Annotated in this window: 10 protein-coding genes; 4 read left to right on the top strand and 6 right to left on the bottom strand. The window is 65.1% G+C overall.

The window, feature by feature from the left end:
* Positions 1-60 precede the first annotated feature (60 nt).
* From ABZ004_RS01560 to ABZ004_RS01545, 4 genes are all read right to left on the bottom strand, one after another.
* On the bottom strand, positions 61-1,200 hold the full coding sequence (locus ABZ004_RS01560) for a lactonase family protein (protein ID WP_355677811.1): 1,140 nt from the start codon (positions 1,198-1,200) through the stop codon (positions 61-63).
* 87 nt (positions 1,201-1,287) lie between these two features.
* On the bottom strand, positions 1,288-2,871 hold the full coding sequence (locus tag ABZ004_RS01555; RefSeq protein ID WP_355677810.1) for a CocE/NonD family hydrolase: 1,584 nt from the start codon (positions 2,869-2,871) through the stop codon (positions 1,288-1,290).
* Positions 2,872-2,966: 95 nt separating this feature from the next.
* The gene (locus ABZ004_RS01550; RefSeq protein WP_355677809.1) at positions 2,967-3,878 is read right to left on the bottom strand and encodes an oxidoreductase; all 912 of its coding nucleotides are present in this window, start codon (positions 3,876-3,878) and stop codon (positions 2,967-2,969) included.
* Positions 3,879-3,914: 36 nt separating this feature from the next.
* A complete protein-coding gene (locus ABZ004_RS01545; RefSeq protein ID WP_355677808.1) occupies positions 3,915-5,408 on the bottom strand; it encodes a M36 family metallopeptidase in 1,494 nt (497 codons plus the stop codon).
* Between the two features lie 208 nt (positions 5,409-5,616).
* On the opposite strand from ABZ004_RS01545, the gene ABZ004_RS01540 reads away from it, so the two are divergent.
* The 4 genes from ABZ004_RS01540 to ABZ004_RS01525 all read left to right on the top strand — a co-directional run bounded on the left by ABZ004_RS01540 (position 5,617) and on the right by ABZ004_RS01525 (position 9,487).
* Positions 5,617-6,723, top strand: coding sequence for a winged helix DNA-binding domain-containing protein (locus tag ABZ004_RS01540; RefSeq protein ID WP_355677807.1), 1,107 nt, complete (start codon positions 5,617-5,619; stop codon positions 6,721-6,723).
* Entirely contained in the window at positions 6,720-7,802 is a 1,083-nt protein-coding gene (locus tag ABZ004_RS01535) for a winged helix DNA-binding domain-containing protein (protein ID WP_355677806.1), read from the top strand. The genes ABZ004_RS01540 and ABZ004_RS01535 overlap by 4 nt, the downstream gene beginning before the upstream one ends.
* Before the next feature lie 96 nt (positions 7,803-7,898).
* Entirely contained in the window at positions 7,899-8,495 is a 597-nt protein-coding gene (locus tag ABZ004_RS01530; RefSeq protein WP_355677805.1) for a hypothetical protein, read from the top strand.
* Positions 8,496-8,959: 464 nt separating this feature from the next.
* Positions 8,960-9,487 (top strand): hypothetical protein, encoded by a 528-nt coding sequence (locus tag ABZ004_RS01525; RefSeq protein WP_355677804.1) that lies wholly within the window; start codon positions 8,960-8,962, stop codon positions 9,485-9,487.
* Between the two features lie 93 nt (positions 9,488-9,580).
* Here the strand turns inward: ABZ004_RS01525 and ABZ004_RS01520 are convergent, their stop codons facing one another.
* Positions 9,581-10,291, bottom strand: coding sequence for a M48 family metalloprotease (locus ABZ004_RS01520; protein WP_355677803.1), 711 nt, complete (start codon positions 10,289-10,291; stop codon positions 9,581-9,583).
* Positions 10,292-10,749: 458 nt separating this feature from the next.
* A complete protein-coding gene (locus ABZ004_RS01515; protein ID WP_355677802.1) occupies positions 10,750-11,880 on the bottom strand; it encodes a hypothetical protein in 1,131 nt (376 codons plus the stop codon).
* Between the last annotated feature and the right edge of the window lie 18 nt (positions 11,881-11,898).

Here is an 11,898-nt window from a genome sequence, read left to right as displayed (position 1 = left end):
GTCCGTTACAACGCTGTAGTGAGTTCGACAAAAACGCAAGACCTCACCCAAAAACAAACATCAGCCAGGCAGGACGCAGACCGGGATCGGGGCCGTGAAGTCCGCGGCGGGAGTCAGCGCACCGGTCTGGACGTCGACGTGGAAGGTGGTGAGGTTGTTCGATTTCTGGTTGGACACGAACAGCAGCGTCCCGGTCGGGTCGAGGGTGCAGTGCCGCGGCCAGTTGCCCCCGCAGGACGGTGTCGCCATGAGCCGCAGGGATGCCCCGGCCGCCTCAACGGCGAAGATCGCGACGCTGTTGTGGCCGCGGTTGGTGAGGTAGACGAATCGGCCGTCGGGCGACACGATCACCTCGCCGGGGTAGTTCGTCGGCGACCCGGCCGGCACGGTGGACCGGCTCGCGCCAGGGGTGAGCTTGCCCGAGGTTCCGTCGTACCGGCAGACCGTGATCGTGCTGTCCACCTCGTTGGCGACGTACGCGTACTGGCCGTTGGGGTGGAACGCGAGGTGCCGCGGGCCGGCGCCGGTCGCGAGCTTGGCCTGCGACTTCTGGGTGAGCTTGCCGGCGGCGGACAGGGTGGAGGTGTAGACCGAGTCGGTGCCGAGATCGACTGCCAGGATGTACTTTCCGGTCGGATCCTGCACCACCTGATGCGCATGCGGCGTCGCACCGACGTGCTTCACCAGATCGGTCCGCGCGCCGAGACTGCCATCGGCCTTCACCGGATGCACGGCGACGTCACCCGAGCCGTAGTTTGCACTGAGCAAGTACTTGCCATTAGCAACCAGCGCAAGATGACACGGCCCGCTGCCGCCGTTGGGCTGGCGATTCAGCACCCGCAGACGCCCGGGCGCATCCACGGCCACCGCGGTGACACCGCCACTGCTCTGCTCATTCACGGCGTAGAGGAACCGCCCGGACGACGCCATCACCAGGAACGAAGGATCCTGTACGCCGGTCAGCGTGCCGGCCGAGGTGATCGCGCCCGTGGTGCCGTCGTACGTCGCCAACCCGATCCCGGTGCCGCCGCCGGCCGATGACGTGTAGGTCGCCAGATACAAGGTCCCGACGGACCGGCGCGCCTCTGGACGATCCGGCAGTTCGCGGGCTTCGGCTGCGGCGGCTGGCGTGATCCCCGCTGCGGCGCTGCCGACGGCAGCTGCGGTGAGTCCGAGGAAACGACGGCGGCTCGTACCCATGAACATCCTCCGAGGTGTGTGACGGTCCGACCACACAGGGTGGCCCACCTGGAGCGATGTGGCAAGAGAGACAACGCTAGTTGCAAGCTATGCAATGGGGACGCTCAACCAGGCGGGATCGCCCGCCGGTGAACTGAACTTGACCGACGTGCCCAGCGAGCTGCGGCCGAGGTACCGGGGATCGACCGTGTCGACCACGAGCACCAGGTGATGTCCGGCCGGCACTTCCCAGCTGGTCGCCTCCAACCGCAGCTCGAGAGTGCGCGCCTTGCCCGGCACAGCTCCCCGGAGAGTGAACGGTTTGTGGGCGATCATTGATCCGAGCCCGAGCGCGTCAACGTCGTACAGGTAGCTGAACAACGAGGTGTCTTGGCTGCTCGGCGTCACCGTCACATGGAGTCTCGGCGACCCGTTCACGACAGCTCCCGAGCTGTACGTCGGCCCGGACCAGACGCCGGCGAAACTCCTGTCCACCAAGGGCGTTGCCACTCCGGTCGGTATCGACAGCAGTCCTTGCAAGGCACCCGACAGGATCGCGACGCCGCTGTCCGCGACGGTCGGAACGCCTGCGCCGATCGGGTTGGACCAACCGGTTGCGGCAGTGGTTTGCAGGCCGCCTGTCCTCGACAATCCGGCCGGCTTCGAGAGGTACGACGTACGGGGTGTTCCGACGGCCGCCCAGTTCGGGTAGCTCCGCCAGACGCCGCGTTGTGATTTGAGTTGCACCGGCGCTTCCTGGTCGGCGCCGTTGTCCGCGCCGGTCAGGTAGTGCCGCAGCCAAGGAGCGAGCTCGTCCCAGATCTCGTTCGGCAGGCCGATCGCGCCGGTCACCTCGGGCGTCGCGTGGTCGCCGTGCGCGAACAGCAACCGCTTCGGCCCGGTCAGCCGGGTGAAGAAGTCGGAGTACTGCGTGGGCGGGAAGATCGAGTCCTCGAAGGCGTTCGCGAGGAACACCGCTGGGTGATTGGCGTTGATCTGGTCGACCGTGGTCGCCGCGGATCGCACCGGAGCCAGCGCCTCGGCTTCCGCGATCGCCCCGTCGAAGTCGCCGCCGATGAACTTGGTCTGCAGCGACCGCATCTGCGGCCCGGGCCGCCCGGTGATGTTGCCAAGGGCAAGGAGCGCGGCGACGGACTGCAGGTTGACCGTATCGTTGGGATTCAGCGACGCGATGAGATCGGCCCAGCCGCTCATCGCGCCGACCGCCTTGATCCGGGGATCCTTGCCTGCAGCAAGGAGTGAGACGCCTGCGCCATAGGAGATCCCGACCGCGGCAACCCTGCTGGTGTCAGCGGGAGTGTGCTCGCCGGCCCAGTCGATCACGTCACTGACATCGGCAACGGTCGGCGGGCCGGCGATGTCGATGCCGCCGGCGGAGTCCCAGAAGCCGCGACTGGTGTAGGAGATCACCTGGAATCCGGCGGTCGCCAGCTTGCTGCCCTGGCCGACGTACTCGACGTTCGGCACACCCCAGCTCGACGGCATCACCACGAGGGCGAACGGACCGCTGCCCTGACCGGTCGGGGTCAGTACGACGGCGCCGAGTTCGGTCCCACCGTCGCCGGGGATGCGCTGGTACGCCGTACTGAACCCTGGTGCCGCCTCGGCCGGGATCGGGGCGAGACCGATGCTTGCTGCGATGAGGGCGAGAGCGATCACGAGTCGGCGCATCGGTGACCTCCGGCGGTGTTACTGGGCGGTTTTACCGAAGGGTAACCACGAAGTTGCCGATGTGTCACTAGTTGAGCACTTTGCGTCGTCCTGGGTCAGAAGGCGTCGACTCCGGTGGCTTCGACGGACCAGGTCCAGAGACGTTGGGCGAGGTCGGGGTCCTTGGCTGTTCTGGTCGGCTGGACGATCTTGGGAGCGCCGCGGTACTCGAAGAACGACGGGCCGGCGTACGAGCCGGGCTTCAGGGTCGGCAGCGTACCGGCGTACAGGCTCGGCATCGCTCCCGCGGCGGCGGACTGGGCGACGAGTTTGGTGCCGACGGCAAGCAGTCGCGACTCGATGGAATGACCGGCCAGCGCGGGGCCGCTCGACTGGAGATGGGTCGAGGCGTAGCCCGGATGTGCGCCTGCGCTGAGCAGGTTGGATCCAGCCCTTTGTGCACGGCGATCCAGCTCGAGCATGAAGAGCAGATTGGCGAGCTTGGACTTGCTGTACGCGTCCCACTTCGAGTAGCCGTTCTCGGCTGTGAAGTCGGCCTGGCTGATGCCCTTGGCGTTCTTGTGCATGAAGGAGCTGACGGTCACCACCCGCGGCTGCTCAGCACGGAGAAGGAGCGGCAGCAGGCGCGCGGTGAGGGCGAAATGCCCGAGATGGTTGGTGCCGAGCTGCAACTCGAAGCCATCGACCGTCTGCCGGTACGGCGTTGCCATCACGCCGGCGTTGTTGATCAACAGATCGAGCGGCTCGGTGAGCTGGGCGGCGGCCTTCGCGACGCTCCTGAGATCCGACAGATCGAGATCCAGTACTGCGGGCGCCGGCCGGTCGGATGCGGTCGCGAGACTGACCGCGGCCTTGGCGGACTTCTCCGGATTGCGGGCCGCGATGATCACCTCGGCGCCGTGCTTCAGGAGTTCGAGCGCGGTCTGGTAGCCGAGCCCACTGGTCGCGCCGGTGACGAGGGCGCGGCGTCCGGTCAGGTCAGGGATGTCCGCGGTGCTCCAGCTCATGCGCCCACAGTAGTCGTGGGCGCATGAGCTGGTTTGCTACGAGAGGATCTTGCGCGCCTGGAAGGCGGCGGTGACCTTCGCGGCGGCGTCCTTGCCGTAGAGCAGGCGAGCAGACTGCACAGTCACCCGGGCAGCGTCGGCGAACGAGGTGTCCGGCGCGTAGAAGAACGTGCCCTGCAGGATCACCTTGTTGGCCTTGGTCCGGCCGAGTGCCTTCTGGATGTCCCAGAGCGCGTTCGACCAGATCTCACCGTCGTCGTGCACCTCACCGTCGATATCGTCGGTGGTCTTGCCGGTGTCCGTACGACGCAGGCAGTGCTTCGGGCCGTCCGTGTACGACGTGGAGTCCCAGTCCATCACGCACGGGATGTCGTAGCCCTTGCTGACCGGGATGGACTGCTGCACGGCCCAGTAGTCGCCGAAGCCCTCACCGATCGCGCCGGCCTGCTCGGACTCACCGAAGCCCGGGACCACGTCGTCCTGGATCGCGTGACCGTACTCGTGCCAGATCACCTCGGCGTCCTCGGCGTCGTCGACACCGCCCTCGCCCATCGTGATCACGTCGGTCGACGGGTCGTAGAACGAGTTGTCGCCGTCGAAGGTGTTGATCGAGAAGTCCTGCGACTCGTTGTTGACGTCGCTGAAGCCGAGCGAGTGGATGTACTCCTGGGTCTGGTTGACCTGGTAGTACGCCTCGACCTGCTCGAACTTGTCGCTGTGCCGCTGGAAGACGAAGGTGTTGGTCTTGCTCGACGCGAGACCGCCCTTGGCCTCGGCGATGTTGACGTACTTGCCGTTGAGCTTGCCCGAACCGTCCAGGTTCCGCAGGATCACGTTCTTCTGGGCGAGGAACAGTGCGTCCTGGTTCTGGTCGTTCTGGTCGGTCAGGTTCTCGTTCTTCAACGTGACGACCGGGTTGGGGTCGAACACCGAGCCCTTGCCGTCGACGTTGTCGCTGATCACCTTCGAGTCCACGACCACACCGGACTTCGCGTCGACCAGCGAGCGGGTGACCCCCTCGCCGGAGCGCGAGGTGACGTTCCAGACCAGGCGGGCGTTGGCGCCACCGACGACGGCGAGCTGCGCGGCGCCCTGGGTAGCGGTCGGCGTCGGCGTACCGGACTTGTTCGGGCCGGCGATCCGGTTCCGGGTCGCGCGGGCCGTCACGACGGTGTTGGCCGACTTGGTGGCCGTTGCCGCGGGCACCTTCGCGGACACGTCGAGCGAGTCCGGTACGGCGTCGCGGCCGTCGCTGACCTGGGTGATCTTGCCGGACTTGTCGACATGCTGGGCGTAGTACCCGTTGATCACGGGCAGGCCCTTGAAGGTCTGCTGGTACCAGTAGTGCTTGCCGAGCAGCGAGGTCTTGGTCTTGATCAGCTTCAAGTTCGCCGGTACTGCTGCGCCGGCACTGGTGCCCTTCGCCGGCGCTGCCCCCGCTGCGCTGGTGTAGGACATTCCGAGTGCCAGGACTGCCGCGGTGGCAGTCATGGCCGCGACCGCCTGCCGGCGGCGCAGGTGCTTCGTCATACTCATTCCCTCCCAAGCTGGATGACCGTGGTGGTACGACTACGATCCGTCGCGACACTAGTTCGCCGAACACCCTGCTGGGAAGCAAAACTTCGCGTCATTGCACCCGGGCAAGGGAAAACATCTAGCGCGCTTCGCTTCGAGTAGAGGACAGAAGCTGGCCTGATCTCCTCCTACCGTTGACCTCGAACCCGGGAGAGGATCAGCCATGTCGAAGTTGAGTCTGCGAGCCCTGAACCGCGCCACGTTGTCCCGCCAATGGCTGATCGAGCGCCAGGATGTGTCTGTCCTCGAGGCTCTGGAGCATCTGGTCGGTATGCAGGCTCAGGTCCCGCTCTCGCCGTACGTCGGCCTCTGGTCGCGCCTGGTGGGTTTCGAACCTGCTGCGCTGGCTTCACTGCTCGAGAATCGTCAAGCCGTCCGTGGCTCGATGATGCGGGCAACGATCCACCTGATGTCTTCGCGCGACTTCCTGGCAATCCGGCCGCTGGTCCAGCCCCGTCTCGAACGTGAGGTCTACGCGAATCAGACCTACGGCCGCAAACGGCTCGAGGGTCTCGACATGGATGCCGTGCTGGCCGCCGGTGCCGATCGGATGGCGTCGTCTCCCGCGACTGCGGTCGAGCTTCGTGAGCATCTCGGGGCGCTGTGGCCCGACCGCGACGCGCCGTCGCTGGCGCACGCCGTACGGTGTCTCCTTCCTACTGTTCAGATCCCGCCTCGCGGCATCTGGGGCAAGGGCGGAAACCCGACGATGTCGACCGCCGAGCTCTGGCTGGGTTCGCCGGTCTCCGCGGCGCCCATCGACACCGTCGTCCTCCGCTACCTCAACGCCTTCGGTCCGGCGTCAGTCGCAGACGCCCAAGCCTGGTCGGGGCTGACTCGGCTGGCGGAAGTCTTCGACCGCCTCCGCCCTTCGCTGCGTACGTACATCGACGACTCGAACGGACGGGAGCTCCTCGACGTCGCCGGCAACGAGCTTCCGCCCGAGGACCTGGAGGTACCTACGCGGTTCCTTCCGGAGTACGACAATCTCCTGCTCGCCCACGCCGACCGGAACCGCTGGCTGGACGACGACCTTCGCGAACGCCTACTGATCCAGGAAGTCCTCAACCGAGGCTCAGTCCTCTACGACGGCCAGGTGGCAGCCATGTGGAAGCTCCACCGACAAGGCAAGAAGTCCGCCACCCTCGAGATCGAGCCCCTCATCAAACTCACCGCCAAGGCTCGCTCTGCCATCACCACAGAAGGCGAGCACCTCTTGGCCTTCGCCACTCCCGCCGACGCAACCACCGACCTCAAGCTCCTGGCATGACCCGTCTCTCGCTGCGAGCCCTGAACCGAGCCACGCTAGACCGCCAATGGCTGCTCGAACGCCGTACTGCCCCCGCCTCCGAAGCAATCGAACACCTGGTCGGCATGCAATCCCAGGCCCCGCTAGCTCCCTACACCGGCCTCTGGACCCGGTTGGTGGATTTCGACCCCACCGAACTCTCGGGGTTGATGACGGATCGCGCTGTCGTCCGTCTACCCCTCCTGCGCGGCACCATCCACCTGGTCACCGCAGCCGATGCCCTAGGCATCTATCCCCTCCTGCGCGACACCCACCGCCGCATGCTGACCTCGAACCAAACCCTCGCCCCACTCCGAACCACCATCGACCTGGACGACCTGGCCGCCGCCGCCCACCGCCTACTCTCCGCCAGCCCACTCTCCCCCGCGGCTCTCGGCTCAGCCCTCGCCCTCGAATTCCCCAGCCACGACCCAGCCACCCTCTCCCGCGCCGCCCGCGACCTCATCGCCGGCGTCCAAACCCCACCCCGAGGCCTCTGGAACAAGTCCGGCCGGCCCATCACCACCACCCTGGAGTCCTGGCTAGCCCGCCCCCTCTCTCCTTACACCCTCGAATCCCTAGTCCTCCGCTACCTGGCCGCCTACGGCCCAGCCACCCCACTCGACATGCAGCAATGGTCCGGCCTGACCCACCTCACCGAAATCTTCGACCGCCTGGACCTCCGCCCCTACTCCACCGAAGACTCCACCCGCCCCGTCTACGACCTCCCCGACCACCCCCTCCCCCACCCCGACACCCCAGCCCCCATCCGCTTCCTCCCCGCCTACGACAATCTCTACCTCTCCCACGCCACCCGCACCCGAGTCCTTCCCCCAGCCGCCCGCCCCCACATCTTCACCCCCAACGGCATCATCAAGCCCACCCTCCTCCAAGACGGCCACCCCACCGCCACCTACACCCTCACCAACTCCACCCTCACCATCACCCCCTTCACACCGCTCCCCGCCTCCACCCACCCCTCCCTCGAGGCAGAAGCCCAAAACCTCCTAACCTTCCTCACCCCCAACCCCGCCGCCACCATCAAATTCCTCACCCCCTAACCACCTCCAGCTCCCTGTGGAAAACCCCGAAGGCTGAAACCCAACGTATGGCAGCCTTATACCGTCAGTAACCACACCGACCGGGGAGCCACCTCCATGACCCGCCGAGCCCTGCAAGCAGCCGCCCTCTGCGCCACCCTGACGCTGACCGCCTGCACCGGCTCCCCCCAAGCCGCCCAACCCAACACCACCCCACCCCCAACCACCCCAACCACCACCGCCGCCCCCTCAACCCCCACCTGGACCGAAGAAGAACAAGCAGCCATAACCGCCGCAAAATCCCGGTACGCGATTTCTCGCGCCGCGATCGACAAGGCGCTTGCAGATCCGACCAAGTCGAGTCGGGCAGCATTGGAAGCTGCAGGGCTGGGTGACAGCTGGCTGCTCACCGCAATCGAGGACGTCCGCTCAAACCGCGAGGATGGCTGGTACACCTCAGGAACAGTCAACATTGTTTCGCTCAGCCCGTTGTCGGTGAACCTCGACGCACAACAACCAGAGGTCCGGCTCAAGTCCTGCATCGACAGTTCGCAAGCTGTCCTGCGCTTCCAGTCCAACGGCAAGCCGGTCCCGCTAGGCCCTGGCAACGGGAAACGGCACGCCTTCCAAGCAAAGGTTGTGCAGGCACCGGCGGCCGGCAAGACGACCAAGATGTGGTTCGTGGTCGAGGAGAAAACAATCGGGCCATGCTGACTCGAACGATTCGACGCTTGCTGGCCTGCCTGGTGCTGTTCTTGTTGTGCAATCTACTGGTCCAGGCTGCTGCCGACGCCGGGCCTCCCGTGCCGCCCAAACCTGGTCCAGGATATGAACTCAAATGCATCGCCACACAGGGACTTTGCGTCTGGGTTCTCACCTCCGACCGGCACAAGGGCCGTAAGCCTGGCGGAATCGGGAAGGCAGCTGACAAGCACGTCAGGCCCGTTTGCCAGTTCGGCGGTGCTGCCCAGGCTTGTAGCGACGCTGACCTCGGCAACTGGTCCAACGGGCAGCAGTGTTACCTGCAGCGGGTTGCTCCACAGCCGCCTGCTTCGGATCCGCGGTGGCAGGGCCACACCGATGGGTCGGTGTGGGCCTGCGTGCGCGAGCAAGGATTCGATCAGGGCCGACACCTCGTTACAAGATGGGTCTGGCTGCCTGGAGAACCGGATACCGTGGTGACCGATCCGCTGACCTTGGCCTACAGGGCGATCGCAGCTATGCAACTGCAGGCGCCCCAACTGCGCAGCGCGCCGGGAGTGGGACAGATCGGTCTGGTAAATATGCCCGTCTGGTTGTGGGTGGAGAAGTCCGAGAACACCTGGGGTCCGATCGAACGCAAGGCCAGCGTCCCCGGCTTGACCGTCACCGCCACAGCAAAGGTGACCACGGTCGACTGGACCATGGGCGACGGCCAAACCGTCCGATGCAACAACGCCGGCACCGCCTACCAGAAGTCGTTCGGCATCAAGCCGTCACCCACCTGCGGCCACCTCTACCGAAAGACCTCCCACGACCAGCCCGCCTGCAAGTACAAGGTCACCGCAACCACCCGCTGGACCATCACCTGGCAAAGCACCCTCGGCGACACCGGCCAAATCCCCCTGACCCGCCAATCCACCACCCAACTCCAAATCGGCGAAGCCATCCCCGTCCTGGTCGACCCCAACAGCCCGAAGGCGCCCACCGCACCAGTTGCCTGCTAACTGCCAGGACAAATAGCTCAAATACGCGCGTTCGGCGACGACACCCGCACGAAAGTCTTCGCCCGCGATCGACTGGATCAGCCGTACATCCGGCTATGCGATACGTGTTTGCTCTAGAACGTGCACGCGATCGACAAGCGCCGGCCTGCCCGACATGAATTCGGAGCGGCGGGTTCCGCGTTGTCCAAGCGTTTGTTGGTGTTGCATCTGCCAGCCCTGCAGTACCTGCACCAATGACGGTGCGTAGCCAAGTTGCACCACCTTCCGGTCCGCCTGCTTGACCTGCCAACGACTGAGCCACGCAAGGATCGGGGGGGCAATGAACGGTGTCAGGAAGAGGAACGGCCACAGATATCCGTTGCCGAAAATGATCACAGCAAGCAGGATCCCTGCGTATGCAAAGACGAGGAAGGCTGTGACTGCGCATCCGAGAGCCGGAATCTTCCGCATCAGGCGCCCTAATGCACGGACGCCAATCAGTGTTACGCGCGCAGGAATCGAATACCAGAAGCTCAGAAGGCTCAGCCACGCACGGCCCCCGAGATGATGACTCAACTCGTGAGCTAGCACTGCTTCCAGGTTCCTCACGGGCAGCGTGTAGAGCGCCCAGCGGGTCACGGCAATCGTATGACCAGGGGTCGGAGTCGCATTTGCATCATCTGATTCTTGTATCCAGATGGTGAATCGAGTGGGGTCAACTCCCGCCCTCTGGGCGACCTGATACCAGGCCGGTGCGAGCCTTTGTTGCTCAATCAGGGTAGGCAATCGAAGCCGGAGTAAGTAGCGGGCAGTCAGCTCCTCCATGGGCCTGAAGAGAGTCACCACGCCCGACAGGACCCACACGGCCACGACGATCCACCCGACCGTGAACCCCAGGAATCCGCCTAGCCAAGCCACGACACACAGGCTCCAGAAAAACCACGGCACAGCCGCCGCTAGGGCGGTTCCGATCCCCGAGTCGAACTGAGCGGATCTGTGGTGTCCGCTATCTCCACCGGAGAGTTGCTCTCGCCTCTGCCCAGAAGGCAACTGCTCCATGGGATTGCTCTGTGGGAGGTGTCCCCATTGATGGTTCGGCGGTACCTGATTTTCGCCTGCGGGCCACTGTGGATTTGGCGATCCGTACGGAGATGGCCCGTTGTGGAAGGGCTCGTCACCTATCGGCCCCCGGGGGTCACCGGGGCCGGGTGGGCCGCTCATGAGGTTCTCCCCTTCGTCGTGCCGTGACAATGGAGCACAGTGATATCCACCAGCGAAGCATCTCAGAACATCGACACGTGAACGTGGTCGTAGTGCCCGCCGGTCGCGTCACTCGGGTTGTAGACGCCACCACCGTTGTACGGAATCCATGTACCACGCTTGGCCGACCAGATCTTGCCGTACCAGATCACATAGTGCAGACCGGTCTGTCCAGCAGTCTGAATCGCCCAGTTGGCGATCCGATCGCCTTGTGCCTTTGCCGACGGCGACTTCCGCGAATCGGCACCGACCATGACATCACAGGCGAGCCCCTTCGGATGATCACTCGTCGGATTCCAGATGTGGGCGTCCCAGCAACTGATGCTCAGCGCACCCAAGGAGGCTCGCGCCTTGGCCACCCAAGCAGCCGTACGTGGAGTGACCAGGCCCCCCGTGCCCGTCGGGTCGGTGACGTTTTGCTGTTCGGGTGGCCAAACGCCATTGACCGGCTTGCCGGCGATCAGGCCTTGGCCGCAGTCGTCTTGTCCGAGGCCTTCGGTGTCCTGGCCGGTCGGCCCGTCGGAGCGGCCGGCGTATGGGTTGCCCGGGCGGTCAAGGTTGATGCCTGCTGCTGCAGCGAGAGAACGGGCCTCCTGCTCGTGAGGCCCGTAGGCATCGGGGTAGGCGGAAACTTGAACGGCCTGTGCAGCATCGTTGTAGGACATCGACGGCCAACCGGTGATATCGACCAGGCCCGGCGGCTTCGGATCCTTGGGTCCACCAAAGAAGGCCTCCGCCGCGTAGCGCGGATCCATGATTTGCTCGACCGTCCCCCAGCCCGCCTCTGGGCGTTGCTGAAAGAGTCCCACGGAGTCGGCGTCGCCGTGATCCAGGTTCTGCAGATCGGACTCTTGGAGGGCCGTCATCAAGGCAACCAAAGTCGCCCGCCCTGGCAACCCGCGTTCGACGGCGACCTGATCGATGATCTTCGCGAAAGCAATCTGAATCTGCCGCAACGGACCAGTGACATTGGGATTTCCAGCCTGTCCGGGCGCCAACGGCGAACAAGCTGCCTGCGAGATGCCGCCGCCTCCGAAGGGAGCAAGCATCAGGAGACTCACAACGCCCACTAGAGCCAGCACGCCTACCGCCTTGACGAAGATGCTCCTACTACCGAAGCCGCCGGCTCTGCTCAGATCACGTCCGTCGAACATCAGATCCCCCGGATGGCA

Origin of the sequence: Kribbella sp. NPDC006257, from assembly GCF_040613535.1 — a bacterium.
In the GTDB taxonomy this organism is placed as follows: Bacteria; Actinomycetota; Actinomycetes; order Propionibacteriales; family Kribbellaceae; genus Kribbella.
Note: the sequence above shows the minus strand (reverse complement) of the source record. Positions and strands in the feature narration are given on the sequence as shown.

Excerpts from the sequence above, each read along its gene's own strand:
- ABZ004_RS01555 (WP_355677810.1), bottom strand. The coding sequence starts at position 2,871 with ATGCGCCGACTCGTGATCGCTCTCGCCCTCATCGCAGCAAGCATCGGT.
- ABZ004_RS01545 (WP_355677808.1), bottom strand. The coding sequence starts at position 5,408 with ATGACGAAGCACCTGCGCCGCCGGCAGGCGGTCGCGGCCATGACTGCC.
- ABZ004_RS01530 (WP_355677805.1), top strand. The coding sequence starts at position 7,899 with ATGACCCGCCGAGCCCTGCAAGCAGCCGCCCTCTGCGCCACCCTGACG.
- ABZ004_RS01535 (WP_355677806.1), top strand. The coding sequence starts at position 6,720 with ATGACCCGTCTCTCGCTGCGAGCCCTGAACCGAGCCACGCTAGACCGC.
- ABZ004_RS01540 (WP_355677807.1), top strand. The coding sequence starts at position 5,617 with ATGTCGAAGTTGAGTCTGCGAGCCCTGAACCGCGCCACGTTGTCCCGC.
- ABZ004_RS01520 (WP_355677803.1), bottom strand. The coding sequence starts at position 10,291 with ATGGAGGAGCTGACTGCCCGCTACTTACTCCGGCTTCGATTGCCTACC.
- ABZ004_RS01515 (WP_355677802.1), bottom strand. The coding sequence starts at position 11,880 with ATGTTCGACGGACGTGATCTGAGCAGAGCCGGCGGCTTCGGTAGTAGG.
- ABZ004_RS01560 (WP_355677811.1), bottom strand. The coding sequence starts at position 1,200 with ATGGGTACGAGCCGCCGTCGTTTCCTCGGACTCACCGCAGCTGCCGTC.
- ABZ004_RS01550 (WP_355677809.1), bottom strand. The coding sequence starts at position 3,878 with ATGAGCTGGAGCACCGCGGACATCCCTGACCTGACCGGACGCCGCGCC.